The 24,019-nt window shown below is 59.2% G+C and carries 26 protein-coding genes, 1 pseudogene and 1 riboswitch; of the genes and pseudogenes, 17 read left to right on the top strand and 10 right to left on the bottom strand.

Annotation, left to right across the window (positions count from 1 at the left end):
* Positions 1-73 precede the first annotated feature (73 nt).
* From KX729_RS08560 to KX729_RS08550, 3 genes are all read right to left on the bottom strand, one after another.
* The gene (locus tag KX729_RS08560) at positions 74-1,441 is read right to left on the bottom strand and encodes a sensor histidine kinase (protein WP_219742021.1); all 1,368 of its coding nucleotides are present in this window, start codon (positions 1,439-1,441) and stop codon (positions 74-76) included.
* Positions 1,428-2,105 (bottom strand): winged helix-turn-helix domain-containing protein, encoded by a 678-nt coding sequence (locus KX729_RS08555; RefSeq protein ID WP_219742020.1) that lies wholly within the window; start codon positions 2,103-2,105, stop codon positions 1,428-1,430. The genes KX729_RS08560 and KX729_RS08555 overlap by 14 nt, the downstream gene beginning before the upstream one ends.
* Positions 2,106-2,211: 106 nt before the next feature.
* On the bottom strand, positions 2,212-2,595 hold the full coding sequence (locus KX729_RS08550; RefSeq protein ID WP_246617487.1) for a hypothetical protein: 384 nt from the start codon (positions 2,593-2,595) through the stop codon (positions 2,212-2,214).
* Between the two features lie 304 nt (positions 2,596-2,899).
* On the opposite strand from KX729_RS08550, the gene KX729_RS08545 reads away from it, so the two are divergent.
* From KX729_RS08545 to KX729_RS08525, 5 genes are all read left to right on the top strand, one after another.
* The gene (locus tag KX729_RS08545; RefSeq protein WP_219742019.1) at positions 2,900-3,160 is read left to right on the top strand and encodes a hypothetical protein; all 261 of its coding nucleotides are present in this window, start codon (positions 2,900-2,902) and stop codon (positions 3,158-3,160) included.
* 31 nt (positions 3,161-3,191) lie between these two features.
* The gene (locus KX729_RS08540) at positions 3,192-3,980 is read left to right on the top strand and encodes a COG4705 family protein (RefSeq protein ID WP_219742018.1); all 789 of its coding nucleotides are present in this window, start codon (positions 3,192-3,194) and stop codon (positions 3,978-3,980) included.
* A 567-nt stretch (positions 3,981-4,547) separates the two neighbouring features.
* Positions 4,548-5,714, top strand: a complete 1,167-nt coding sequence (locus KX729_RS08535) for an ABC transporter substrate-binding protein (RefSeq protein WP_219742017.1) — start codon at positions 4,548-4,550, stop codon at positions 5,712-5,714.
* Between the two features lie 113 nt (positions 5,715-5,827).
* Positions 5,828-6,886, top strand: a complete 1,059-nt coding sequence (locus tag KX729_RS08530) for a FecCD family ABC transporter permease (protein WP_219742016.1) — start codon at positions 5,828-5,830, stop codon at positions 6,884-6,886.
* Entirely contained in the window at positions 6,883-7,656 is a 774-nt protein-coding gene (locus KX729_RS08525; protein ID WP_219742015.1) for an ABC transporter ATP-binding protein, read from the top strand. The genes KX729_RS08530 and KX729_RS08525 overlap by 4 nt, the downstream gene beginning before the upstream one ends.
* A 194-nt stretch (positions 7,657-7,850) precedes the next feature.
* Here the strand turns inward: KX729_RS08525 and aztD are convergent, their stop codons facing one another.
* The gene (gene aztD, locus KX729_RS08520) at positions 7,851-9,089 is read right to left on the bottom strand and encodes a zinc metallochaperone AztD (RefSeq protein ID WP_219742014.1); all 1,239 of its coding nucleotides are present in this window, start codon (positions 9,087-9,089) and stop codon (positions 7,851-7,853) included.
* A gap of 142 nt (positions 9,090-9,231) precedes the next feature.
* Between aztD and aztA the strand changes: the two genes are divergently transcribed.
* Genes aztA through aztC form a run of 3 tightly spaced genes read left to right on the top strand, consistent with a single transcriptional unit; the run spans position 9,232 to position 11,861 of the window.
* Complete coding sequence (aztA, locus tag KX729_RS08515) at positions 9,232-10,038, top strand: zinc ABC transporter ATP-binding protein AztA (RefSeq protein ID WP_219742013.1); 807 nt, start codon at positions 9,232-9,234, stop codon at positions 10,036-10,038.
* A complete protein-coding gene (aztB, locus tag KX729_RS08510; protein WP_219742012.1) occupies positions 10,031-10,897 on the top strand; it encodes a zinc ABC transporter permease AztB in 867 nt (288 codons plus the stop codon). The genes aztA and aztB overlap by 8 nt, the downstream gene beginning before the upstream one ends.
* A gap of 19 nt (positions 10,898-10,916) precedes the next feature.
* Positions 10,917-11,861 carry a zinc ABC transporter substrate-binding protein AztC gene (gene aztC / locus KX729_RS08505; RefSeq protein WP_219742011.1) on the top strand — a complete coding sequence of 315 codons (945 nt, stop codon included), beginning with the start codon at positions 10,917-10,919 and terminating at the stop codon, positions 11,859-11,861.
* 81 nt (positions 11,862-11,942) lie between these two features.
* Here aztC and KX729_RS08500 read toward each other — a convergent pair whose 3' ends face one another.
* A complete protein-coding gene (locus tag KX729_RS08500) occupies positions 11,943-12,500 on the bottom strand; it encodes a DUF3299 domain-containing protein (RefSeq protein ID WP_219742010.1) in 558 nt (185 codons plus the stop codon).
* A 135-nt stretch (positions 12,501-12,635) separates the two neighbouring features.
* Positions 12,636-13,640 carry a murein L,D-transpeptidase catalytic domain family protein gene (locus KX729_RS08495; protein ID WP_219742009.1) on the bottom strand — a complete coding sequence of 335 codons (1,005 nt, stop codon included), beginning with the start codon at positions 13,638-13,640 and terminating at the stop codon, positions 12,636-12,638.
* Between the two features lie 255 nt (positions 13,641-13,895).
* Here KX729_RS08495 and KX729_RS08490 point away from each other — a divergent pair.
* From KX729_RS08490 to nrdF, 6 genes and pseudogenes are all read left to right on the top strand, one after another.
* Positions 13,896-14,069: pseudogene (locus KX729_RS08490) on the top strand (hypothetical protein); the annotation flags it as partial.
* Positions 14,066-14,431, top strand: coding sequence for a VOC family protein (locus KX729_RS33470; protein WP_246617485.1), 366 nt, complete (start codon positions 14,066-14,068; stop codon positions 14,429-14,431). The pseudogene KX729_RS08490 and the gene KX729_RS33470, both read left to right, overlap by 4 nt.
* A gap of 87 nt (positions 14,432-14,518) precedes the next feature.
* A riboswitch (cobalamin riboswitch) is annotated at positions 14,519-14,737 on the top strand.
* A 352-nt stretch (positions 14,738-15,089) separates the two neighbouring features.
* Positions 15,090-15,314 carry a glutaredoxin-like protein NrdH gene (nrdH, locus tag KX729_RS08480; RefSeq protein ID WP_219742008.1) on the top strand — a complete coding sequence of 75 codons (225 nt, stop codon included), beginning with the start codon at positions 15,090-15,092 and terminating at the stop codon, positions 15,312-15,314.
* 22 nt (positions 15,315-15,336) lie between these two features.
* The gene (nrdI, locus tag KX729_RS08475) at positions 15,337-15,750 is read left to right on the top strand and encodes a class Ib ribonucleoside-diphosphate reductase assembly flavoprotein NrdI (RefSeq protein ID WP_219742007.1); all 414 of its coding nucleotides are present in this window, start codon (positions 15,337-15,339) and stop codon (positions 15,748-15,750) included.
* Positions 15,747-17,873, top strand: coding sequence for a class 1b ribonucleoside-diphosphate reductase subunit alpha (nrdE, locus tag KX729_RS08470; protein WP_219742006.1), 2,127 nt, complete (start codon positions 15,747-15,749; stop codon positions 17,871-17,873). The genes nrdI and nrdE overlap by 4 nt, the downstream gene beginning before the upstream one ends.
* A 14-nt stretch (positions 17,874-17,887) precedes the next feature.
* Positions 17,888-18,877: a class 1b ribonucleoside-diphosphate reductase subunit beta gene (nrdF, locus tag KX729_RS08465; RefSeq protein ID WP_219742005.1), complete on the top strand. Its 990-nt coding sequence runs from the start codon at positions 17,888-17,890 to the stop codon at positions 18,875-18,877.
* A gap of 186 nt (positions 18,878-19,063) precedes the next feature.
* Here nrdF and KX729_RS08460 read toward each other — a convergent pair whose 3' ends face one another.
* Both KX729_RS08460 and KX729_RS08455 read right to left on the bottom strand, forming a co-directional pair.
* On the bottom strand, positions 19,064-19,234 hold the full coding sequence (locus KX729_RS08460) for a hypothetical protein (protein ID WP_219742004.1): 171 nt from the start codon (positions 19,232-19,234) through the stop codon (positions 19,064-19,066).
* A gap of 104 nt (positions 19,235-19,338) precedes the next feature.
* On the bottom strand, positions 19,339-20,700 hold the full coding sequence (locus KX729_RS08455) for an amidase (protein ID WP_219742003.1): 1,362 nt from the start codon (positions 20,698-20,700) through the stop codon (positions 19,339-19,341).
* 158 nt (positions 20,701-20,858) lie between these two features.
* Between KX729_RS08455 and KX729_RS08450 the strand changes: the two genes are divergently transcribed.
* The gene (locus KX729_RS08450) at positions 20,859-21,158 is read left to right on the top strand and encodes a hypothetical protein (protein WP_219742002.1); all 300 of its coding nucleotides are present in this window, start codon (positions 20,859-20,861) and stop codon (positions 21,156-21,158) included.
* A 6-nt stretch (positions 21,159-21,164) separates the two neighbouring features.
* Here the strand turns inward: KX729_RS08450 and KX729_RS08445 are convergent, their stop codons facing one another.
* Positions 21,165-22,019 carry a glycerophosphodiester phosphodiesterase gene (locus tag KX729_RS08445; RefSeq protein WP_219742001.1) on the bottom strand — a complete coding sequence of 285 codons (855 nt, stop codon included), beginning with the start codon at positions 22,017-22,019 and terminating at the stop codon, positions 21,165-21,167.
* 161 nt (positions 22,020-22,180) lie between these two features.
* On the opposite strand from KX729_RS08445, the gene KX729_RS08440 reads away from it, so the two are divergent.
* Both KX729_RS08440 and KX729_RS08435 read left to right on the top strand, forming a co-directional pair.
* Positions 22,181-22,576, top strand: coding sequence for a DUF983 domain-containing protein (locus tag KX729_RS08440; protein WP_219742000.1), 396 nt, complete (start codon positions 22,181-22,183; stop codon positions 22,574-22,576).
* Between the two features lie 161 nt (positions 22,577-22,737).
* The gene (locus KX729_RS08435) at positions 22,738-23,550 is read left to right on the top strand and encodes a glucose 1-dehydrogenase (RefSeq protein WP_246617525.1); all 813 of its coding nucleotides are present in this window, start codon (positions 22,738-22,740) and stop codon (positions 23,548-23,550) included.
* A gap of 110 nt (positions 23,551-23,660) precedes the next feature.
* On the opposite strand, the gene KX729_RS08430 is transcribed toward KX729_RS08435, so the two are convergent.
* Positions 23,661-23,945 (bottom strand): hypothetical protein, encoded by a 285-nt coding sequence (locus KX729_RS08430; RefSeq protein WP_219741998.1) that lies wholly within the window; start codon positions 23,943-23,945, stop codon positions 23,661-23,663.
* Positions 23,946-24,019: the final 74 nt, after the last annotated feature.

Here is a 24,019-nt window from a genome sequence, read left to right as displayed (position 1 = left end):
GCCCATTTGCCTTCAATAATCCGATCATACGCTGCCGCGCAACGGCGACAACCTGAATGTCTTCGTTCTCGGTTCAAGATGTCGTGGCCGATGGGAAGGTCATGCTCACCCGCAGTCCGGGAGCATTGTCCTCCAGCCTGATTTCGGCGCCGTGCAGGTCGGATATCGCGCGCACCAGGCTGAGCCCCAGTCCGTTGCCCGGCGTCGTGCGGCTCTTGTCGAGACGGTAAAGGCGACGGAAAACCTTGTCCCGCTCGGCGGCGGGAATGCCTGGGCCATCGTCGCTGATCGTCGCCAGGATTTCACTGCCATGACGTGCCAGGCCGAGTGAGATCACCGTCCCCGCCGGGCAGTGATTGATGGCGTTTTCGACGAGATTGACCAAAAGTTGCGTGAGCAATTCACGGTCGCCGCGGAGCATGGCGGGATCATCCGGAAGCGCTTCCAGTCTCAGTGTCTGGGCATTGTCTTCGGCGACGCTGCCATAAATATCCGCGACTGTCGCCATGATGGCGGCGAGATCTATGGGCTGGAACCGCGTTCTGCGGCTTCCGGCTTCTATCTGCGAAATGCGCAGCAAAGCCTCGAAGGTCGCGTTGAGCTGATCGCTTTCGGCAAGGGCGTCTGTCATCAATGAATGGAGTTCGGGCCGATCCTCGCTGCGGGAAGCAGCTTCCTCGATCGTCAGCCGCAGGCGGTTCAGCGGCGTCTTCAGCTCATGGGCGATATCGGCGCTGACCTGCCGCATGCCCTCGACGAGCCCGGAAAGCCGATCGAGCGCCTGATTGATCTGCATCGACACTTCATCGATATCGTCCTTGCGTCCGTGAAGCGGAATGCGCGTGGCGAGTTGGCCATTGGAGACGTCGATCATGGTTCTGGCAATGCCGTCCATGCGCCTCTGCGCCCGGGAAGCAAGAAACGCGCCGCCGGCTATGGCCACCGCAATGGTGATGACCAGCGCCCAGCCGAAGCTGACCAGAGCGATTTCTTGAAGGTCGTCGGTTTCGGTAAAGCTCTGGCCGACGACGAGGCGATAGCCGCCGATCGTGCCGTTGTTGACGCGATAGATCGTGTCGCCGGAAAGCCCGATCTGCGGCGCGGTGACGGTCGATAATCCATCGGGAAGGGCCGGGGGCGTAAAGTTTCCCGCCAGGCGCTTTCCATCGCGATCGACCAGCGAGAAGACCCGATCCTCGCTATTGCTCAGTCCTGTATAGGCATTGATCGTCGAAACCAGGTCCTCGACATCATCGACGCCGTAGGCTGTCGACGTCACGGAGTAGATTTCGCTGACGGAAGCATCGAGCGCACCCGCCAGTTCGCGTGCGAGAAGCTGGTAGGTGACGACGCCGGAAATCGCAAAGGCGGCGACGAAAAGGAAACCGAATGTCAGCGCCAGCCGAAACGGCGTACTGCGGAAAAGACTACCTCGGTGCATGGAGGCTGTAGCCGGTATTGCGAACGGTGTGCAGCAGCGGCACGTCGAATGGCTTGTCGATCTTGGCGCGCAGGCGGCTGATATGGGTCTCGACGACGCTGGTCTTGGGATCGAAATGGAAATCCCAGACCCGTTCCAAAAGCATGGTCCGAGTCAGGACCCGGCCTTCGCCGCGCATCAGCACTTCCAGCAAGGTGAATTCCCGTGGCTGAAGCTCGATCGTTTCGCCTCCGCGTCGGACCTGACGTTTGACGATATCGAGTTCAAGATCCGCGACACGCAGGACAGTCACCTGTTCCTGGGCCGGCGGGCGTCGGCTCAGCGCGTTGACGCGGGCAAGAAGTTCGGTGAAGGCGAAGGGTTTGACGAGATAGTCGTCTCCACCTGCCTCCAGCCCTTCGACACGGTCGTCGACGCCGCCGACCGATGTCAGGAAGATGGCCGGAATCTTGACGCGGGCGGCGCGCAGCGCCTTCATCAGCGACAGGCCATCGAGCCCTGGAAGCATGCGATCGACGACCATCACATCATAGGCTTCGCGGGTTGCCTGGAAGAGAGCGTCCCGGCCGTCGGGGATAACGTCCGTCACGTGTCCGGACTCCGCGAAGCCCTTGACGATATAGTCGGCCGTTTTCCGATCGTCCTCGACGACTAGGATGCGCATATACTCTGCCTCGTGACGAACAGGCCAAAATCCTGGCATGGATGATAGCAGGAGAGGCGGTCCGTCGAAAACCCGGATCGCCAAGATAGATATTTCAGCGGTTGTCTCACGGGCCGAAGGGCTTCTGGATCGCCGCGATCAGATCCGTGACGGCACGTTTGGCTTTCGCCGCGACCGGCTTTTTCGCACGCAGGCTGGAAATCGCCTTGTCGGCGGCATCGTCGACCACGCCCCAGGCGGTCTTGTCTCTATGGTAGAGGTCGCTCTGCGCCGCATCCCAGGCGGTCTCGAAATCCGTGATGCGTTTCTGCGCGGCCGCGAGGTCACCCTTGTCGACCAGGACGAGCGTATCACGGGCGATCGTCTCGAAGGAGGAAAGGTCTCCGAGGGAACTCTGTGTCGGTGCCGCATAGGCGGCGAAGGGCAGGAGCGCGGGCGAGACGACCAGGGGCATGGTCGCAAGGCTCAATGCAAGAAACAGTTTCTTCATGGGTGTCTCCGGTTTGGCGATAGATCATCGATCTCGCAGCCTCACCATGCCGCCCCAACTTTACGCGCACTTCGCGCTGCCTTTACGGATCGGTAAACTAGCGACGATCCGCCGATCGGGGTGGATCATGCGGCAATATCCGACACCAGGCTCGACAAAACGCTTTTGCGGCTCGGGCAGGTCCACCTTACGAAACCGTATGCTCGCGGCAAATCGCAGGTATGAGCAGTCCTCTAGACCGGTGACATCCGGCAACCAACCGAGCCGGATCGATCACCGGTTCGACAAGCAAAAGGATGTCGCAATGAACAGGATCATTTCCCTCACCTTCCTCGCAGCTCTTGCCCTGACGGGCGCAGTTGCCTCCCGCGCCAATGCCGCCAATGTCCCTTGCGAGGAAATGCTCAAGGACATGCGCGCCGCCAAGGCGACGGCCAAGCTCAGCGATGCCGACATGAAGAAGGTCAACGAGCTCGAAACCAAGGCGGTCGAGCGCTGCAATGCCGATGACGATGCCCGGTCGGACAAGTTCCTGACCGATGCCATGGCTCTGATGGGCAAGTAATACGCTCTGTTGCGAAATTGGAGAAAACATTATGTCGGTCTCATATGCATCACCGGCTGCGCCGAACCGCGTTCCCGAAGCGACGGTCGATTTCTGGCTGATCAAACTCATGGCGGTGACCATGGGCGAGACCGCCGCGGACTATCTGGCGGTCAACCTCGGTCTCGGGCTGACTGTCACGTCGGTGATCGTGGCCGCCATCCTGGTGGTCGCGCTGGTCATGCAGTTCGCCCGGAAAAGATATATCCCGTCCGTTTACTGGACCGCCGTTGTCCTGATCAGCGTGGTCGGAACGCTGGTGACGGACAATCTGGTCGACAATTTCGGGGTGGCGCTGGAAACGACGTCGATCGCCTTCACCATCGCGCTCGCGGTCACCTTCGCCGTCTGGTACGCATCGGAGCGCACGCTTTCGATCCATTCGATCGTCACCGCCAGGCGTGAAGCGTTCTACTGGCTGGCGATCCTCTTCACCTTCGCGTTGGGAACGGCAGTGGGCGATCTCGTCGCTGAGGTTTTCGCTCTCGGGTATCTGACGACCGGCATCCTGTTCGGCGCCATCATCGCCGCGATCGCGGCCGCCTATTACGTCCTCAAGATCAACGGCATCCTGGCCTTCTGGTTGGCGTATATCCTTACCCGTCCGCTCGGTGCATCGTTCGGCGACCTGCTGTCGCAGCCGCTCGAATATGGCGGTCTCGGCTTCGGCACGATCGTCACCAGCCTGCTCTTCCTCGCCGCCATCGTGGCGCTGGTGGCCTATATGACCCTTCGCAGCAAACCGGCCGACGGCGACTGGCAGGTGGCCAAAAAAATCTGACCTAAGCATTCCGCAAGCGGGTTCAGCCGCATGGAACCCGTCTGCCGAGAGGAGTGTCTCGCCTGAAGAAGGCGGGCACTCTTTTTTTGCTTCAAGGCCCATCGTTGACGATGCCGATCCGGCCTTCCGGGAGCACATTGCCGAGACGATTGCGCGCCTGGAATGTCAGGTCGTTATCGCTGTCGACCTTGAAACCGTACAAGAGGGGCACGCAATCGGTCGCCGGCTACATTCCAATAAACGATATGACTTTTGCAAGCGCTCCCACGAAGAGGATTTTCAATCTCAGGTTTTATTCAGGAAGCGCCGTGCTGATACGTTGTTGGCTTAACTGAGAAATCTTGCCGCTCGCTCAATTGTAGGCAGCAATATAAGTAGACAACTTAATTCATGTTATTTAGAAGCCAGTCTATTGGGAGCTGGGATGGACGCTTGATCAGGCTGTCCAATCTGTACTGATGTTTAAGCGATGCCTCTCGGCACCGCCGCGAGAACTCGGTCGCGATCCAATGTTGAATATGCCGTTGCTCTGAGAGGGCATCAAATAGAACGATCGAGGAGAGCTGAATGTCTGCACTAGTTCATCGCGTATGGGAGGCGGTAACCGGACCGTTCCTTCTCGCCCTGTATCTGATCGTTGCCCTGGCGGGTACGATCGCGTCGGCAACGGCGCAGGAGAAGATCACCGTTACCGATCTCGCCGGCCGCACCGTTCAGGTGCCACATGGCGCCAAGAAGGTCATCCTCGGCGAAGGGCGCATGTTCTATGCGACCGTTGTCTTCGATAAGGACAAGCCATTCGAGCAGCTGGCAGCGATCGGTGACGATCTTCCGAAGTTCGATCCGGATACCTGGAGCAAATATCTTGCCCGCTTCCCGGACGCGAAGAACGTGCCGATGATCGGTGCCGCTGCCTCGGCCGACTTCAGTGTCGAAAAGGCGCTGCAGCTCGATGTCGATGTTCTGGTCGTCACGCTCGGCTTCTACGACAAGATCAAGGAAAGCGGCATTATCGACAAGCTCGAAAAGGCCGGCGTCCCGACGGTCTTCGTCGACTTCCGCGAGCGGCCGACACAGAACACCGTTCCATCCATCCTGTTGCTTGGCCGTATCTTCGGCAAGGAAGCGCAGGCTCAGGCTTTTGCCGACTACTACATGGCGCAGATGCGTCGCGTCTACATGGGCATTTCGAGCCTGAAGGCCAATGAACGTCCGGTCGTTTTTGCCGAGCGCGCTGCCGGCCTCGATCCTGCCGTTTGCTGCGATACGTTCGGCAACTTCAACTTCGGCGAATTCATCGCAGAAGCCGGCGGCTTCAATCTCGGCACGAAATATGTGACCGGCGTCAGCGGCCGCCTCAATCCGGAGGCCGTCATCGTCGAAAACCCGCCCTTCATCGTCGTCACCGGTGCAAACTGGTCGAAGTCCAATCCCGGCAACAAAGGCGTGTGGCTTGGATACGAAATGTCCGAAGAGGCTGCCAACAAGCAGCTGCAGGGACTGATGGAGCGAACCGGTTTTCCGGAGCTGAAGGCTGTCAAGGACAAGAACGTCATGGCTGTCTATCACCAGTTCTATCAGAGCCCGTATCATTTCGTTGCCGTGCAGGCTCTTGCCAAGTGGCTGCATCCGCAGCGTTTCAAGGATCTTGATCCGCAGGCGACCTTCAAGGAACTGCACCAGAAGTTCCTCCCGATCGATGTCAGCGGCGTCTTCTGGACCACCCTGAAGTAGTCACGACAGCACGGAGCGAGGGCGCGCGATGCGCCTCCGCTCCAGCCCCGTTTTTGTAGTTTTTGATGGGTAACGAACGAGTTGCCTTCAATCCATTCCAGCCGGACAGGATGATGGACCAGACCGTGACCGTAAGAGCAGGCGATCGTTATCGCCAGCGAATGATGCGCAAGACGTTGTTCGTGACCGGAGCCTTCGTTCTTCTGGCCGTTGCGATATGCGTCGATGTCGGCGTCGGGCCTGGTTTCTTCACCCCGATCGAGGTGCTGACTGCGCTTTTTTCTCCCGGCAGCGTTGAGCCGAAACTTGCCATCATCGTGTGGGACGTACGGCTGCCGGTTGCCGTCATGGCGGTTCTGATTGGCGCTATGCTCGGCGTTGCAGGCGCGCAGATGCAGACCATCCTCCACAATCCGCTGGCCGACCCGTTTACGCTTGGTGTCTCATCTGCGGCGAGCTTTGGTGCGGCACTGGCGATTGCGCTCGGCATCGGCCTCTGGCCTGCCGGCGGGACGTTTTTCATCGCTTTCAATGCGTTCGTCTTCGCGCTTGGAACGTCATTGGTCCTGTTCATGTTCACGCGAATGCGCGGCGTGACGGTCGAGACTTTCGTTCTCGTGGGGATCGCATTGTTCTTTACGTTCAATGCTCTCCTGGCCTTCATCCAATATCAATCGTCGGAAGCGCAGCTGCAGCAGATCATCTTCTGGATGATGGGTAGCCTTGCGCGTGCGAGCTGGACCAAGATCGCCATATGCGCGAGCCTGCTCTTGCTGCTGGTGCCGCTCTGCTGGGCTCGCAATTCGATGATGACGGCGCTTGCCATGGGCGACGACAGGGCGGCCAGCCTTGGCGTCCCCGTTCAGCGGCTAAGGCTTGAAATGCTGGCCAGTATTTCTCTGCTCGCAGCGACGGCGACAGCTTTTGTCGGAACGATCGGCTTCGTGGGACTGGTCGGTCCGCATATCGCCCGCATGTTTGTCGGCGAGGACCAGCGATATTTTATCCCGGTCTCCGCTGCGGCTGGCGCGGCTATCCTGTCTGTCGCCTCCACCTTGTCGAAGGCGATCACTCCGGGCGTCATATATCCGATCGGCATAATCACCGCCTTGGTCGGCGTCCCCTTCTTCCTGAGCCTCGTGCTTTCCATCCGGCGGGAGACCTGGCGATGAGCCTCGCGATCAAGGGTTTGCGTTTTGCCTATGGCACGAATGTCGTTTTTGACCGTCTCGACGCCGCGCCATTCAATCGTGGAGAGATGACGGCACTCGTCGGTCCTAATGGTGTGGGAAAGTCTTCGCTGTTTCGAATGATCGCGGGGCATCTGAAACCTCTCGAGGGTGCCGTTTCACTCGATGGCGTCAACATCTCGACGCTACCAGACCGGCAGCGCGCCGAACGCGTTTTCCTGCTCAGCCAGCATACGGCGATGCGAGCGGCGCTCGCCGTGTTCGACGTTGTCCTTCTCGCCAAGCGCGGCTGGCAGGGTGGCAAGGCAAGCGATAGCGACGTCAGGCAAGTCGAGGAAACGCTCGATCTGCTCGGCATCGAACATCTCTCGGATCGGCTCATCACCGAATTGAGTGGAGGCCAACAGCAGCTCGTTGCACTTTGTCAGGCTTTGGTACGCGATCCGCAGGTCCTGTTGCTCGACGAACCGACCAGTGCACTTGATTTGCGCCGGCAATTGGAGGTCCTGAGCCTGGTGCAGAAGATTACCATTGAGCGGAAGATCATCACCATTGCGGCGCTGCACGACCTGTCGCTCGCATGCCGGTTCGCCGATCGCTTCATGCTTATCAGCCGGGATGGGGTCGTCGCGGACGGACATCCGGAGCAGGTTCTGCGAAACGACATGACGGGCAGGGCCTATGGCGTGAGGATAGAAATCGAACGGAATGCCAAAGGCAATCTGTTCGTCCATGCAGAACTCGCTTCCTAACGCCGGCTCGCAAACAAAGCTTCGGCGCAAAAGGCCGACATGATCGTCCCGGTGAGCTCGCGCGGCTGGCCAATCAGCTCATCCACTGTCTGGTGGCTTTACCCACGTCAGCTGCAATGATGGGTAGCGACGACTGTCAATCACATCAGGCCGTATAAGGACCGAAGCTGTCACCAGCTCCGGTCCTTTTGATGTTAATGTGATGCGCCGGAACCGCCGATTGCCGCGATGGAGAAGGGCTGGCCTTCGACGTCGATCGTGCGCGTTTCCTTCAGCGTCTGCGCATCGACCACCCTGACCAGCGAATGGCGCGGATCGGTGACGACGATGTGCCCATCGGCGACTGCAAGACGCGGGCGCGGGTCGCGCCAGTGGCCGTCCTTGCTGTAGGGCTCTGTCACCTTGGCTTTGCGAACGATCTCGCCTCTGATGACGTCGAGCACATGAAGATCGCCGTCCTCAGTGAGGATGTAGGCGTTGCGCGGCGTGGCGGGGTCGAGCAGGAAATCCACCCGGCGGGTTGGAAGCTCGATCAGTTTATAGGGCTGTTCGCTGTCCGGATCGACCAGGACGAGCTTGTCCTCCCCGTAATTGCCCAGGAAGAACTGCATCGCCTTTCCGCCGAGAAGCGTGCCGGTATAGGCTTTCGGGAAGTTGGTGGGATAAGGAAGCATTTGGAGCTTCGGTCCATCGATTCCGCCGGGACGGGCGATCAGGATGCCTTCCTTGCAGCCGAAAGCCACCAGCCGTGCCGACGTGGCTTCGCCGTGGAGATCGGTGCATTTGGCGGTATCCCCGACCTGTTCGCCCTTTTCGTCGAGCACGCGAAGGCCGATGCGCGGTGGAAGTTCGTCCGGTTTGGTTTCGACGCTGGTGTCGGGAACCGATACGAGCACGAAACGGCCCATGGTTACGGCAACGCCATGATGCGGCTTCGTTGTATCGACCGTGCGAACGCTGGCTTTGCCTTCGAGCAGTGCTTCCTCGTCGATGATTTCCGCCTTGCCGCCGCGGTCGTAAAACAGGATTGCATGGTCGTCATGCGGCACGACGTGGAAGGGCCGTTTACCCTCGAAGGTGACCGGCAGCAGGCCGACGTCGGAAACATGGAGATCGCGGTGCTCGCCATGATCTGAAAACGCGATTCCGGTCTTGATGACATGCACGATGTCATGGTCCGACTGGGTGACGAAAAGCGTCTTGCCGGAAGCGCTCGCCGTCAGGGCGGCATAACCCGTGGTGTCGTAGCGAGCGATCTCATTGCCTGTGTGAAAATCGATGGCGCGCACGATCGGCGCGGTGTGATCTGCGACGAACAGTCTCCAGGCCTTGGTCGTCTCCGTGAAGTCTTCCGCCCGGGATGCGCCGGTGCCGAAGACGATCGTGGCTGCCGCTGCGGCCAGTAACCTGCTGCGGATCGAAATCTGTCTCATGAGTTTCCTTTCTGTTGTTGGGACCGTGCGGGCGCTCGCAATTGGCCGCGCCGCAAATTAAATGTGATGTTATGACGTTACATCATTGTTGACGGATGTAATAACATTACGTATTCAGTCGCTGTCAACCCCCGAGGACGCGATGAGCGACATCTGTCTGGAATTCAAAAATCTCACCCTCGGCTATCAGGGGCGGGCGGCCATCCATCACCTGAATGGAACGATCGAGCGCGGATCGCTGACAGCAATCGTCGGAGCCAACGGGTCGGGCAAGTCAACGCTGATGAAGGGGATCGCCGGAATATTGAAGCCGATCGGCGGCACCTGCATGTCGAGAGGCCGGCGGCTCGCTTATCTGCCGCAGCAATCCGAGCTCGACCGAAGCTTTCCCGCCCGGGCGATCGACCTCGTCTCCCTCGGTCTCTGGCAGCAACGAGGCCTGCTTGGCCGCATCACACGGAAAGATGGGGAAAAGCTTGCCGGTTGCCTGGCTGCCGTCGGTCTCACCGGCTTTGAGAAGCGTCCTCTCGATAGCCTGTCCGGCGGACAGCTGCAAAGGGCGCTTTTTGCCCGTACCATGTTGCAGGATGCCGATCTGATCCTGCTGGATGAGCCGTTCAATGCCGTCGACGAACGGACGGTCACGGATCTGGTCGCGCTGATCGGGCAATGGCGTGCCGAAGGCCGAACCATCCTCTGCGTACTTCACGATCATTCGCTGGTAGCAGAACATTTCCCGATGACGCTGCTCATCGCTCGCGAGCTTGTTGCCTGGGGGGCGACCGGCGAGGCGTTGACGCGCGACAATCTTCTGCGCGCCCGCAATTTCCAGGAGGCTTGGGACGCGAAGGCTGGCTGGTGCGAGGCACCGCAGAGTGCCGCATTTCACGTACATGACGATATCGCCCGGAGCCGCGACCGCAAGCATGGGGCCGCCGCGCATGGTTGAGTGGTTGATATCCCCCTTCCTGCAATATGGCTTCATGCAGCGGGCGCTGTTCGGCTCGATCGTGCTCTCTGTCAGCTGCGCGCCGGTCGGGGTGTTCCTGATGCTGAGGCGCATGAGCCTGACCGGCGACGCGATGTCCCATGCGATCCTGCCCGGCGCAGCACTCGGCTTTCTTCTTTTCGGGCTCGATATCCTGCCGATGACGATCGGTGGCCTCATTGTCGGCCTGCTGGTGGCGCTCGGTTCGGGCGTCGTGTCCCGCTTCACGGTGCAGAAGGAGGATGCCTCGATGGCGGCCTTCTATCTGATATCGCTGGCGGTCGGCGTGCTGCTCGTGTCCTGGCACGGTTCGAGCGTCGATCTGATGCACGTCCTGTTCGGTTCCGTTCTGGCGCTTGATGACGAGGCTCTTTATCTGATTGTCGGCATCGCCGTCACGACCTTCATCACGCTCGGAATCTTCTGGAGAGCGCTGGTCGCCGAATGCCTCGACCCGCTCTTCCTGCGTTCGGTCAGCCGGATCGGCGGGCCGGTACATTTCTTGTTTCTCGTGCTCGTGGTGCTCAATCTCGTCGGCGGCTTCCAGGCCCTCGGGACGCTGCTCTCGGTCGGCCTGATGATGCTGCCTGCCGCTGCCGCTCGCTTCTGGTCGAATGACGTGCGCAGCCTTTGTGCTGCGTCCGTCCTTATCGCCGTCATTTCCTCGCTTGGCGGTCTGGTCCTCTCCTACCACGCATCGATGCCGTCAGGCCCGGCGATCATCTTCATTGCCGGCGCGATCTACCTTTTCTCCGCTTTGGCTGGCCGTCGGGGAGTGCTCGCGAGCTTCCTCGTTTCCGCCCGCCACAAGACAGCCTGATCAACAGAAGGAGTTTTCCATGTTCAGGACGCTACGCCTTGCCACATATACCAGTCTCATCGTCATAGGCGGCCTTGCCTCAACCGCTTCCGCGGCCGACCTCAAGGTCGTCGCCAGCTTCTCCATCATCGCGGACCTTGCCAGGAATGTCGGCGGTGATCTCGTAGAGGTAAAGACGCTCGTACCCGTCGACGGCGATGCCCATACCTATGAGCCGCGCCCCGCCGATGCCGCATCGCTTTCGGAAGCGAATGTCGTGCTCGTGAACGGGCTGGGGCTTGAAGGCTTCATGTCGCGGCTGATCAAGACCAGCGGCACCAAGGCACCGATCGTCGAGGTCAGCAAGGGCGTGAAGCCCTTGAAGGGCGAGGGTGAAGAGCATGGAGAGAGCAAGGAACATGCCGATGCTGATCAAGATGGACACCACCACGGCGCCTTCGATCCGCATGCCTGGCAGGCTATCCCGAATGGCGAAATCTACGTGAAGAACATCACCGACGCCTTCTGCAAGGCGGACAAGGCCGGTTGCACGACGTTCACGGCCAATTCGCAAGCCTATCTCGCAAAGCTGAAAGCTCTCGACAAGGACGTGCAGGCGGAGATCGCTGCAGTTCCGAAAAACAAGCGCACCATTATCACCTCACACGATGCCTTCGGTTATTTCGAACACGAATACGGTCTGAAATTCCTGGCACCGGAAGGGATTTCGACCGAAGCCGAGGCTTCAGCGGCCGACGTCGCAAAGCTTGTCGATCAGGTCAAGGAAGACAAGGCTTCGGCGGTCTTCGTCGAGAACATCACCAATCCGAAGCTGATCGAGCAGATTGCCCGGGAAACAGGCTTGAAGGTCGGCGGAACGCTTTACTCAGACGCGCTGTCCGGTGCGGATGGTCCCGCCTCGACTTACATCGACATGTTCCGCCACAACGTAAAGACCATGAAGGCCGCGATGCTCGGAAGTTGATCGATACACCTGCCCGGCCCGCTGGCCGGGCAGGTACCGGCTTCGTTCGAAATCTTGAGGCTGACTGAAATGTTTCGTCGGTTATCCGCGGGACAGAATGCCGAAGGGCGACACGGACCGCAGATCAGGATCGACCACTCCTGTTCCCGTGGACACCCGCGCTCCGCTCATGCTGTAACCGTAATCGAGCACCCTTACGCCATCCATGATGAAGAGTTGCGTCTTCTCCATGCCTGGCTTCAAAGCTCCGGTAATGGTGACCACTTCGTAGACCTTGGAAATGCGGAAGGGCTCGTTCGGGACGACCCGGACCAGCTGGTTCGGCGGGGGTGGGGCACTGTGGCTGCATGCACCCGCCCACGGAACCAGCATGAATTCGTAAACGAGGTCCCTGTCCTGATCGATCGGCAGGATGAAGCCGGTCAAGGCAATGGTTTCAGCATCGTTGCGCCAAACCATAGTTTCGCCCTGGGCGCGGCTCGAAGCCATGCCGGGTAGGGGCAGGTCGGCATTCGATTGATCGGCGGGCCTGAGTGCGCTCCACTGAAGGGATTGCGGTCCGGCAACCGCACCGGACGCCATAAAGGCCATGGCGGTTGCGATCGCGACGGATTTCAGGCGACCAAGGGCGGCGCTCATTATTGCGTCTCCGTGAGCTCAGATGGCTGGGCAAACTTAGCGCTGCAGTCGGCTCGGTTCCATCCTCATTTTCGCCCGGTCGTCAAAATCGTCCGATCACGGCTATCGTGTCTGAATGCAAAGAGGAGCAATGCTTCAGTTCAAGGCACCTTCGCATATGGGTGTCGGGCGGGGCGGCGGAGCAGGATGATCATGCTTGTACTGAACGATAACCGGCTCAAGCTTCTCCTTCTTCCAGAATGTCGGCGAGCCGATTTCCTTCAGACAGGAGGCATTCCAGTAAAGTCCGTTGCGGACGGGCGATTGGCCTGCGGCAACTGTCTGGGCGACAGCCTGGATATCGTGTGATTCCGGATAGATATAGACCGTAGTTGGATTGTCCTTCACCATGGAAAGGACCTGCGGCGTTTCTTCCGGCGACCAGCTGGTGCAGCCGTCACTGCGCCCGCCCGCATAGGTCACAAGCTTTCCAAGCGGAACGTAACCGTCGCGATTGGCGTAGCTGCTTTCCGGTTTTTTCTGCATGCATATGCCGGACACGAGAGCCGCGGCGTGTCCGCCGATCGCGCGCTGCCGCGCATTGGCCGTTTCGCCCATCCCGTCGAACTGTACGAAGGAACGGGTCAGGATCGTTTCATCCCTGGCTTGCGTGCGATAATAGCCCTTGAAAGACGTCTTGATTTCGTTCGTCAGATAGGCTCCGCCGGCGGTGAGGTTGGAATCGAGCGCATTGCCGAAGTTTTTCGCGCATTCCCGGCCGTTGGAAAAGTTCACGATGCCCTGCAGATTGCGGCCACCGCCATGCCCGGCAGAGATCACGCGAAATGATTGCTGGGTCTCGCATATCACGTAGAATCGTCCGCCCGACTGGCCGTCGGTGAGATCGTTCGGCCGGGTGGCGTCCATCGCGAAATAACACCCATTTCGCACTTTGCCTTCGGCGACCTTGGACAGATAAAGCGTACGGGATCTCTCAAGCACGGTGAGCGCAATCTGGCCTTTACCTTCGCCAACATGGCCCATCAGCCAGCCGGGTATCGTGGCGCTTCCTTCTGTGGCAGGTTTTTGTGCTGACGCTGGTACGGCGAATATCAAGGCGAGAACGCCGACTATCCCGGCAAACGTGGATTTCTGGAGCATGGTTCAATCTCCCGCGGTGATCAACGTGCGTTTCACCGTTCAAAGCAGATGTCGCAAATCCTGAACAGGCTTCAGCGATGATGGTTGAGAAAGCCTTAACTCCGTAAGATGCAGCGTTGTCGCACCCGCTTCTCCATTCTCAACGCTGCGACAGATAACAGCGTAATTTCGAAACCTCCAGAAATTAAATAACGATATAGAGATGTCTTTATGTGAATTGACCAAGCGATGATTTTAGCCTGATGTCAAAACTCGCTGTTGTCGCTGGCGAGAACGCGCTTCAACGACGGGCAGCTCTGGATCAATCCCGATTGCGGTTTCAAGACGCGAAAATGGGACGAAGTCAAACCCGCTTTGATCAACATGGTCGAGGCAGCCCGCAAGCTGCGCGCCCGGACGGCGAGGGACCGCGCCCTGGAGACGGCATGAAGCGGGAGTTTCCATCATCAGGGGAGCCGGCCGGAGGGCCGGCTCCTGCCGTCCTCATCGACATCGTCTTTCCCGGCGACACGAACCATCACGGCACATTGTTCGGCGGCGCTGGCCTTGCATTGATGGACAGGGTCGCCTTCATCGCCGCCACCGATCCGAACTTTGCCGAGCTTGCAGGAAAGGAAGTTTCCTTGATCCTGGCGACCATCGAGGTGTCCGAAGTCCGGGCGCCCTTTGACGAGTTCCAAGAGCGCGGCGTGGACATTCCCCAGGTTCCGACAAAGCAGCCTTGGGGTGGGACCGACTTTCATGTCCGCGATCCCGACGAAAATGTGATTTCCTTCGTGACCTTTGAATAGCCGTGAGTTCGATGGAGATCAGCCGGCCATCCCCAACATTGTTGACATCTCCACATCATAGTCGTTGACGGAAATTTCGCCTCGTCTACTATATCTAGTGTTCGAGGTTCTTCCGATTCGCGTCGGAAGCTAAGACGGGAATCCGGTGCGTTATGGCCATGATGGACAGAACAAGACCGGAGCTGCCCCCGCAACTGTAAGCGGCGAGCGTTCGACCAATCAGTCCACTGATGCGAAAGCATTGGGAAGGCCGGTCGGATGTTTTGACCCGCAAGCCAGGAGACCTGCCTTGCAACGAAAAGGTCCACGGGCGGGGTGTCCGGAAGGTCGCGGGTGTTGCGCGGAATGTTGCCGCGTATGCCGCTACCCCGAATATTCCGCATGAGCCACTTCGGGGTGAAGTCCTATGTTCCTGCGTTTCTATCCATGTCAGCGCGAATGACGGGCGTCTAAAGCGCGTCGCGATCTTTCAGATTCGCAACCGCACTTTAGGTTCTTGTTTTTGAGCATGTCTTTATCCCGAAACCGGAACCACTTTCGGGAGACATGCTCTAGCGTCCGGCAACCGGCTGCGGCTGCCTTCATCTCTCAATCATGTCGCACGGACATCGGCGGGTGTTCGAACGATTTCCCATGCCCGTCAGATACGAGGAAGACCATGAGCATTATCGTCTACAGCAAGCCGGCCTGCGTTCACTGCACCGCGACCACCCGCGCGCTCGACCGGCAGGGGATCGACTATACCGTCGTCGACGTCTCCACCGACTCCGCCGCCTACGAGCTTGTCCAGGGGCTGGGCTATCGCCAGGTGCCGGTGGTCGTTGCGGGTGAGACCCATTGGGCCGGCTTCCGACCGGACATGATCAGCACGCTTGCAGCCTGAGGCTCGAGGAGTGTCGAGCGCGATGGGCGAGATCGTTTATTTCTCCAGCCGATCGGAAAACACCCATCGCTTCGTCGAAAAACTACGTCTTGCCGCCCGGCGCATTCCGTCCGGTCAAGCCGAGGCGTTTCATGCAAGCTCGCCCTACGTCCTGATCATTCCGACCTATAGCGGCGAAGGCGGCAAAGGGGCCGTTCCAAAACAGGTGATCCGCTTCTTGAACGATGCGGACAACCGGAAAAACATCCGGGGCGTGATCGCCGCCGGCAACAGCAATTTCGGCGCGACCTTCGGGATCGCCGGCGACATCATTTCTGCGAAGTGCCAGGTGCCGTACCTTTATAGGTTCGAGCTTCTGGGCACCGAGGAGGATGTCGTCAACGTCAGACACGGATTGGAACGATTTTGGACGCGACCACCTTCGAAACACCGATGAAGACATCGGAGTCGGACCTCGACTATCACGCCCTCAATGCGATGCTGAACCTCTACGACGAGCATGGCAGGATCCAGCTCGACAAGGACCGGCTGGCTGCCCGGCAATATTTCCTCCAGCACGTCAACCAGAACACCGTCTTCTTCCATAACCTTCGGGAAAAGCTCGATTATCTGATCCGCGAGGGCTATTACGAACAGGAGGTGCTGGACCAGTATTCTTTCAACTTCGTCCGCGATCTTTACGACCACGCCTATGACAGGAAGTTCCGCTTTCCGACCTTCCTCGGCGCCTTCAAATACTACACCAGCTACACGCTGAAGACTTTCGACGGAAAGCGTTATCTCGAGCGCTACGAAGACCGTATCTGCATGGTGGCGCTGGCGCTAGCCCAGGGCAACGAGATGCTGGCGAAGGACATGGTCGACGAGATCATTTCCGGCCGTTTCCAGCCAGCGACGCCGACCTTCCTCAATGCCGGCAAGAAACAGCGCGGCGAACTCGTCTCATGTTTCCTCCTGCGCATGGAAGACAACATGGAATCGATTGCACGCGGCATCAATTCCGCTCTGCAGCTTTCCAAGCGCGGCGGTGGCGTGGCGCTGTCGCTCACCAACATCCGTGAGGCCGGCGCCCCGATCAAGCAGATCGAGAACCAGTCCTCGGGCGTCATTCCGGTGATGAAGCTGCTGGAGGATTCGTTCTCCTATGCGAACCAGCTCGGGGCGCGGCAGGGGGCGGGCGCCGTCTATCTCAACGCCCATCACCCGGACATCATGCGTTTCCTCGACACCAAGCGCGAGAATGCCGACGAGAAGATCCGCATCAAGACGCTGTCGCTCGGCGTCGTCGTGCCTGATATCACCTTCGAACTCGCCAAGAACAACGAGGACATGTACCTGTTCTCGCCCTATGACGTGGAACGTGTCTATGGCGTTGCCTTCACCGAAATCTCGGTGACGGAAAAGTATCGCGAGATGGTGGCCGACTCCAGAATCAAGAAGAAGAAGATCAAGGCTCGTGACTTCTTCCAGGTCATCGCCGAAATCCAGTTCGAAAGCGGTTATCCCTACATCATGTTCGAGGACACGGTGAACCGCGCCAACCCGGTCGCCGGCCGCATTTCCATGAGCAATCTCTGCTCGGAAATCCTGCAGGTCAGCGATGCCAGCGAATATAATGACGACCTGTCCTATAAGCATATGGGCAAGGACATTTCCTGCAATCTCGGTTCGCTGAACATTGCGGCGGCGATGGACTCGGCCGATTTCGGCAAGACGATCGAGACGGCGATCCGGGCGCTGACCGCCGTTTCCGACATCAGCCACATTTCGTCGGTGCCCTCGATCGAGAAGGGCAATGACGACAGCCATGCGATCGGTCTCGGGCAGATGAACCTGCACGGATATCTGGCCCGCGAGCGCATCTTCTACGGTTCGGACGAAGGCGTCGATTTCACCAACATGTATTTCTACACCGTGACCTATCACGCCATCCGCGCCTCCAATCGGCTGGCGGTCGAACGCGGTACAAGCTTCAAGGGCTTCGAGAACTCGAAATACGCGTCCGGGGAATATTTCGACAAATACACAGAAGTCGAATGGAGGCCGGCGACCGAGAAGGTGGCTGAGCTGTTCGAAAACGCTGGCATCCACATCCCGACGCAGGAAGACTGGCTGGAGCTGAAGGGCGCCGTCATGGAAGGCGGGCTCTACAATCAGAATCTGCAGGCCGTGCCACCGACCGGCTCGATCTCCTACATCAACAATTCGACGTCCTCGATCCATCCGATCGTTTCGAAGATCGAGATCCGTAAGGAAGGCAAGATCGGCCGCGTCTATTACCCGGCCGCCTTCATGACCAACGACAATCTCGACTATTACGAGGATGCCTACGAGATTGGTCCGGAGAAGATCATCGACACCTATGCGGCGGCGACCCAACATGTTGACCAGGGGCTTTCCCTGACGCTGTTCTTCCGCGACACGGCAACGACCCGCGACATCAACCGGGCGCAGATCTACGCCTGGAAGAAGGGCATCAAGACCATCTACTACATTCGCCTTCGCCAGATGGCGCTGTCCGGCACCGAGGTGCAGGGCTGCGTTTCCTGCACGCTCTGAGATCGGGAAAGACAATGAATATCCAATTAAAGAACAAGCCTGCAAAGGCAGCTTCGGCCGTGCGCGCGATCAACTGGAACCGTATCGAGGACGAAAAGGACCTCGAAGTCTGGAACCGGCTCACCGGAAACTTCTGGCTTCCGGAAAAGGTGCCGTTGTCGAACGACATCCCCTCCTGGGCGACGCTGAGGCCGGAGGAGCAGCAGCTCACGATCCGCGTCTTTACCGGCCTGACCTTGCTCGACACGATCCAGAACGGTGTTGGCTCGGTGAAGCTGATGGGCGACGCTGTCACGCAGCACGAAGAGGCCGTGCTTTCGAACATATCCTTCATGGAGGCGGTTCACGCCCGTTCCTATTCGTCGATCTTCTCGACTTTGTGCCTGACACCCGATGTCGACGATGCCTATCGCTGGTCCGAGGAAAACGAGTTCCTGCAGCACAAGTCCGCGATGATCATGGAGCAATACGCGACCGATGATCCGTTGAAGAAGAAGGTCGCCTCCGTCTTCCTCGAAAGCTTCCTCTTCTATTCCGGCTTCTATCTGCCGATGTACTGGTCGAGCCGTGCCAAGCTCACCAATACCGCCGACCTGATCCGGTTGATCATTCGCGACGAGGCCGTGCATGGCTATTACATTGGCTACAAGTTCCAGCGTGGACTGGAAAAGCTTTCCGAAGAGCGTCGTCAGGAAATCAAGGATTTTGCCTTCGATCTCCTGCTGGAACTCTACGACAATGAAGCCAAATATACCCAGGCGCTTTATGACAGCGTTGGTCTAACCGAAGACGTCAAGAAATTCCTGCACTACAACGCCAACAAGGCGCTGATGAACCTTGGTTACGAGGCTCTGTTCCCGGCTGAAGCCTGCAAGGTCAATCCGGCGATCCTCTCGGCGCTCTCTCCGAACGCCGACGAGAACCATGACTTCTTCTCGGGCTCCGGTTCCTCCTACGTCATCGGCAAAGCAGTGGCGACAGAGGATGAGGATTGGGATTTTTAATTTATTGAGAATTTCGATGGATTGATCCACCGCTCCATCACCCGTTTTGTCTGAAGAATTTTCGCCCGATGTCAGCGAAAACGCTTTACGAGACAAGTTCGCCTATGACTGGCTCCCGCTACCATTCTACAAACTCCCGATATCGACACTCGCGACGGCAAACGTCGCGAGTGTCGATGTGTAGCCTTATTCATCTCCCGCGTTGTCAACCAAAACCACAAGCTCGTTGATTACATCGAGTGCTTCGGAAAGCATGATCATCACTTCGTCCTGCGTCACGTCCTCGAAGTTCTCCAAGGCATTGGAGAGTTTGGCGACGATATCGGCGCTCAATCCACGGGCGGTTGAGAATGGCATGACGCGCTCTCCTGAGTTCAGGCTGGGATTTTCGCCGATCATCCTGGCGAGTGCAACAGGCGGCCACTCGTGTTAGCGCCTGACTTAACAGTCGCGTCGGCGTCCTAACCGCGGATGATATCCTCGTAGGCCATGCCTGCCTGCAACACGTCCTCATCCTGGTTTGCCTTGCCGGAAAGCATAAAGCCGACGGGCATGTCGGCATCGCCTGTGCCGCAGGGAATGGATATACCGCACCAGTCGAGGAAGTTGCCGAAGCCGGTGTTGCGGAGCGTCTTACCGTTTGCGGCAAAGAAAGCCTCGTCGTCCTTCAGGAGCGGCTCGATCTTCGGCGCGACATGCATCACCGAAGGCATGGCGACCAGGCGGTTGCCGATCAGAGCCTCGGTCGCGGCCGTCATGCGGGAGCGGGCTTCAATGATGGCGATATAATCGGCAGTCGATGTTCTCTCGCCAAGGCGGGTGCGGGCGACGACGCGATGATCGATATCGGCGGCTTCGGGGCCGGCCAGCTTTTCGCGGTGGAGCGCAAAGGCTTCGGCTGTCACCATCGGTCCGTATTTCGCCATCAGCTGCGGCAGTTCGTCGAAGGCTGGGAAGGCAAGACGGGTCACGGTGCAGCCGGCCTTCTGGAGGCGCTCGACCGTCGCCTCGAAGGCAGCGACCACGCCCGGCTCGGCGCCATCGAAGACGCCGTTGATGGGGATGACGATATCGAGGGGCCGGATCGGCTTGCGCGCCGTGGAGGGCACGCCAAGGCCGCGCATGGCGGCGTCGATCCAGACCGCATCCTGAACGGTGCGGCAGAGGGGACCGAGCGAATCGAGGCTTTTCGCCAGCGGATAGACGCCGTCCATCGCATAGCGGCCGCGGGTGGCCTTGTAGCCGACAGTGCCGTTCAGCGCCGACGGGATGCGGATCGAGCCGCCGGTATCGGTGCCCATGGCGACGGGCACAAGGCCCGCGCCGACCGCAACGCCCGCACCGGAGGAGGAGCCGCCCGGAATACGCGGCGCGTCCTTTCCGCGCGGATTATGTGGCGTGCCGTAATGCGGGTTGATGCCGATGCCGGAAAAGGCGAACTCGCTCATGTTCGTGCGGCCGATGGCGATCATGCCGGCCTGTTTCAGAAGGTCGACGACAGCGGCGTCCTTTGCTGCAGGGGCCGCGGTCTTCAGCACTTTCGAACCTGCGGTGGTCGGCAGGCCCTGGATGTCGAACAGGTCCTTCCAGGCGATTGGAATGCCGTCGAGCGGGCCGAGCGAGCGGCCTTCCTTGATACGCTTGGAGGAGGCCCTTGCTTCGGTGAGTGCGCGTTCCTCCAGGAGGGTGATGAAGACGGCCTTGTCGGGCCAGGCCTTGATTCCGGCGAAAACCTGCTCTGTAACCTCGACCGGATCGACCGCGCCGGTCTGGATCAGCACCGACAGCTCGGCAATCGACATGGCTCCGTAGGATTTCGTCACGGCAATCAATCTCCCTCATTCAAAAACAGCGGATCAAATGTGTAGCGGATATTTTTTCGATGAATAGACGATTTATCGATGCTAGGGCTCACGGAACTTCGGCGCCAACTCCGAGTTAAGCCGAACGGCTCATTGCGAGAAAGAGGCGGGATCAGCCCATGCGACAGATCGTTTTCATCGGTGCACTTGCAGGATTGCTGGCAGGCTGCAGCGTCAGCAGCGAGCCGATCGAACCCAGCTATCAGTATGGGCCTGGCATACGCCCGATTCCCGGCAGCATTACCTATGGCGGGCAGCCCAGAAACCCGACACGCAAAGCGCCGGTCGGCAGCCCCGTCGATCACGAATTCTACGATCAGGCCGGCAACCGCGTCTTTGAGACATATCTGATCGAGCCGGATCGCAGCCTCAAGCTGGTCAGCCGGCGTGTCTGCCGCGCACCGTTCTGCAATCGCTGAACGGGTTTATCCGTCAATCGCCGCCCAGGCCCGCTCCGTGGCGATCGGCTCGTCGGTGGTGATCTGGTCCGGCTTCAATCCCATCAGTGCCGTGAAGTGTTTCGCCTCATCGGCATCGAACCCCTCGTCCGGGCTCTGGAGGTTGAAGGTCCAGGCATCCACCAGCTTGCCGGCGTCGCGACAGAGGCCGATCAGGTCGAGGCCTTCTGCGGCGGCGCGCAGGATAAGCGGCCAGGCAAGGTAGATCGTGTCCGGTTCAGTCCGTCCCGCGAGGTCGGCGCGAAGGTCTTCTTCGACTGCCTTGAGGCCGTTTTCGCGATAGATTTCAATCAGCTTGTCGGTCGGGTCGATACCGCGCTTCAGGCTCGGCAGCTGTTCCTTCACGGCGAGGATGAGATCGAGATCGTGGCCGCTGATGATGATCGAGGAGCCGGCACCGGCGAAATATTCGGTCAGATGCGCCATGCCACGTTCGCCGATCACCGCCAGCTCGTCCTTCATGTCGAACTGCAGCAGGGCCTCCGGATGCGCGGTCTGAAGCAGCGAAGCGAGATCCTCGCTGAGGATTGGATGGTGGCCTCCGGCTGTCAGTCGCAGCGGACGGATATCATCCGCCGCGGCTTGGCGTATCAGGCCATGACCATTGGTTTCGCCCTCAAGTTCTTCATCGTGCAGGACGACAAAACCGCCATCGCTCCGGACGCGGAGATCGAGTTCGGTCGATGCGCCGAGGCGGAAACCTTCCGCCATGACTTCAGCGGAAAAAAGCGGGTCGTTGAAGCTGCGCCGCAAACGATGCCATTTCAGCCGGGTGAAATGGCCAGCATGGCGGATGCCGAGGCCGGAAAATGCGCGAGTCATCGGGATTTCCTTGGGTAGGCCGGGAGATTCGATCAACCGTAGACTATGCATTTCCGAGTAACTGACATAGACCGAATCTAAGGTTTCCAACCGTTGATTGGCAACCATGCACAACCCAGAGACCGGCAAGAGACCGGCCACGCCAGCAGAGGCAGACGGAAATGTCACAGGATTCCGATTGGGCGCCGCTTCCCCCCACCAGCACGGGACTGCGCTGCCGCTGCCCGCGTTGTGGCCAAGGCAAGCTGTTCAGCGGATTCCTGACGCTAAGACCGCGATGCGAAGCCTGCGGGCTTGATTATTCCTTTGCCGATCCGGGCGACGGTCCGGCTTTCTTCATCATGGTTTTCGGGTGCATTCCCGGCATCGCGCTGGCAGTGTGGATGGAGACGAGTTTCCAGCCGCCGTTCTGGGTGCATCTGCTGATCTCGCTGCCGTTCCTGCTGATTACCTGCCTTTTGCCCATGCGGCCGCTGAAGGGCTGGATGGTGGCGAGCCAATATGTGCACAAGGCCGGCGTCGGAAAGCTGGACAGAGCGTCAAAAGACGATCCCTGAACTCGCCGGCGCGCCTTCCACGCACTATTCTTTTTCAAGTTGTGGAGCCTTCTGCGGAACATCCGCGGACTCGTTCAGTTGGGAGTGTGAATTCCCAACGAATAAAGGACGTTTCCGTGGCTCAGTACCCCGCTCCGCCTTTTCCCGAACAGCAGCAGCCGATGCCGGGCTTTACCGGCCTGATGGATCCCGTGCCGGATCATGGGGAGCAATCCTATCGCGGTTCAGGCCGGCTTGCCGGAAAACACGCCGTCATCACCGGCGGCGATAGTGGAATCGGCCGGGCAGTGGCCATCGCCTATGCGCGAGAAGGCGCGGATGTATTGATCTCCTATCTCGATGAAGACGAGGATGCCGAGGATACGAAGCGGCTGGTGGAGGAAGCAGGGCGCAAGGCCGTGCTGGTGCCGGGTGACATCAAGACACCGGCGCATTGTCGGGCGATCATCGAGCGGGCAGTGAAAGAGTTCGGTGGCATCGATATTCTCGTCAACAATGCAGCCCATCAGGCGACGTTTTCGTCGATTGAGGACATTACCGACGAGGAATGGCAGCTGACATTCGAGGTCAATATCCATGCCATGTTCTATCTGACCAAGGCGGCCGTGCCGCACATGAAGCCGGGTGGCGCGATCATCAACACGGCCTCGATCAATTCCGACAGTCCGAACCCGACGCTGCTTGCCTATGCGACGACCAAGGGCGCGATTCAGAATTTCACCGCCGGGCTGGCGCAGCTTCTCGCCGAAAAGGATATTCGCGCCAATGCGGTGGCGCCGGGACCGATCTGGACACCGCTCATTCCCTCGACCATGACAGAGGACCGGGTGAAAAATTTCGGCAATCAGGTGCCGATGAAACGGCCCGGCCAGCCGGCAGAACTGGCGACGGCCTATGTCATGCTGGCCGATCCGCTGTCGAGTTATGTGTCCGGCACGACGATCGCCGTCACCGGCGGCAAACCGATCCTCTAAGCTTACGCCTTTAGAGATATCGAGGATCTTACCCCAGACTTCCTCCTCCCAAACGAGAACAGCGGCGGCATCTGCGTATGCCGCCGTTCTTGTCTGCACGAAGAAAATCGTCAGGTACGCCGGCCGACCTCGCGGGCGAGATCCTCGAAACAGAATTTCGCGCCTTCCTGATGCGCCTCGTTGGCGAGCAGCAGGAGCCGGATCGGAAAGGCGACCGCTTTCTGGTGGGAGCTGGAAACGCTGAGCGGTTTGTTGTCGGCGAGCACCGTGCGTTCGGTCGCCTGCAAGGCATCCTGGATTTCCTGATGCGAAAGGACATCCTTTTCTACCAGAAGCCGATTGATGGCGGCGACGGCGAGATAAAGGCCTTCAAGCTGCGGATTGGCGGTGTTCATGGCTTCCCCCTTGAGACAAGACCTCGGCTGCCATCCTTCGGACAGGCCTCGGCGCGATGTGGGTCAACACAGCC

The sequence above is a fragment of the Neorhizobium populisoli genome (genome assembly GCF_019430945.1).
Lineage (GTDB): Bacteria > Pseudomonadota > Alphaproteobacteria > Rhizobiales > Rhizobiaceae > Neorhizobium > Neorhizobium populisoli.
Note: the sequence above shows the minus strand (reverse complement) of the source record. Positions and strands in the feature narration are given on the sequence as shown.

Excerpts from the sequence above, each read along its gene's own strand:
- KX729_RS08545 (WP_219742019.1), top strand. The coding sequence starts at position 2,900 with ATGAACAGGATCATTTCCCTCACCTTCCTCGCAGCTCTTGCCCTGACG.
- nrdE (WP_219742006.1), top strand. The coding sequence starts at position 15,747 with ATGAAGACATCGGAGTCGGACCTCGACTATCACGCCCTCAATGCGATG.
- KX729_RS08560 (WP_219742021.1), bottom strand. The coding sequence starts at position 1,441 with ATGCACCGAGGTAGTCTTTTCCGCAGTACGCCGTTTCGGCTGGCGCTG.
- KX729_RS08495 (WP_219742009.1), bottom strand. The coding sequence starts at position 13,640 with ATGCTCCAGAAATCCACGTTTGCCGGGATAGTCGGCGTTCTCGCCTTG.
- KX729_RS08440 (WP_219742000.1), top strand. The coding sequence starts at position 22,181 with ATGTCACAGGATTCCGATTGGGCGCCGCTTCCCCCCACCAGCACGGGA.
- KX729_RS33470 (WP_246617485.1), top strand. The coding sequence starts at position 14,066 with ATGAAGCGGGAGTTTCCATCATCAGGGGAGCCGGCCGGAGGGCCGGCT.
- KX729_RS08530 (WP_219742016.1), top strand. The coding sequence starts at position 5,828 with ATGGACCAGACCGTGACCGTAAGAGCAGGCGATCGTTATCGCCAGCGA.
- nrdH (WP_219742008.1), top strand. The coding sequence starts at position 15,090 with ATGAGCATTATCGTCTACAGCAAGCCGGCCTGCGTTCACTGCACCGCG.
- nrdI (WP_219742007.1), top strand. The coding sequence starts at position 15,337 with ATGGGCGAGATCGTTTATTTCTCCAGCCGATCGGAAAACACCCATCGC.
- KX729_RS08460 (WP_219742004.1), bottom strand. The coding sequence starts at position 19,234 with ATGCCATTCTCAACCGCCCGTGGATTGAGCGCCGATATCGTCGCCAAA.
- aztB (WP_219742012.1), top strand. The coding sequence starts at position 10,031 with ATGGTTGAGTGGTTGATATCCCCCTTCCTGCAATATGGCTTCATGCAG.
- KX729_RS08550 (WP_246617487.1), bottom strand. The coding sequence starts at position 2,595 with ATGAAGAAACTGTTTCTTGCATTGAGCCTTGCGACCATGCCCCTGGTC.
- nrdF (WP_219742005.1), top strand. The coding sequence starts at position 17,888 with ATGAATATCCAATTAAAGAACAAGCCTGCAAAGGCAGCTTCGGCCGTG.
- KX729_RS08540 (WP_219742018.1), top strand. The coding sequence starts at position 3,192 with ATGTCGGTCTCATATGCATCACCGGCTGCGCCGAACCGCGTTCCCGAA.
- KX729_RS08445 (WP_219742001.1), bottom strand. The coding sequence starts at position 22,019 with ATGACTCGCGCATTTTCCGGCCTCGGCATCCGCCATGCTGGCCATTTC.
- KX729_RS08535 (WP_219742017.1), top strand. The coding sequence starts at position 4,548 with ATGTCTGCACTAGTTCATCGCGTATGGGAGGCGGTAACCGGACCGTTC.
- KX729_RS08500 (WP_219742010.1), bottom strand. The coding sequence starts at position 12,500 with ATGAGCGCCGCCCTTGGTCGCCTGAAATCCGTCGCGATCGCAACCGCC.
- aztC (WP_219742011.1), top strand. The coding sequence starts at position 10,917 with ATGTTCAGGACGCTACGCCTTGCCACATATACCAGTCTCATCGTCATA.
- KX729_RS08435 (WP_246617525.1), top strand. The coding sequence starts at position 22,738 with ATGCCGGGCTTTACCGGCCTGATGGATCCCGTGCCGGATCATGGGGAG.
- aztA (WP_219742013.1), top strand. The coding sequence starts at position 9,232 with ATGAGCGACATCTGTCTGGAATTCAAAAATCTCACCCTCGGCTATCAG.
- KX729_RS08450 (WP_219742002.1), top strand. The coding sequence starts at position 20,859 with ATGCGACAGATCGTTTTCATCGGTGCACTTGCAGGATTGCTGGCAGGC.
- aztD (WP_219742014.1), bottom strand. The coding sequence starts at position 9,089 with ATGAGACAGATTTCGATCCGCAGCAGGTTACTGGCCGCAGCGGCAGCC.
- KX729_RS08430 (WP_219741998.1), bottom strand. The coding sequence starts at position 23,945 with ATGAACACCGCCAATCCGCAGCTTGAAGGCCTTTATCTCGCCGTCGCC.
- KX729_RS08555 (WP_219742020.1), bottom strand. The coding sequence starts at position 2,105 with ATGCGCATCCTAGTCGTCGAGGACGATCGGAAAACGGCCGACTATATC.
- KX729_RS08525 (WP_219742015.1), top strand. The coding sequence starts at position 6,883 with ATGAGCCTCGCGATCAAGGGTTTGCGTTTTGCCTATGGCACGAATGTC.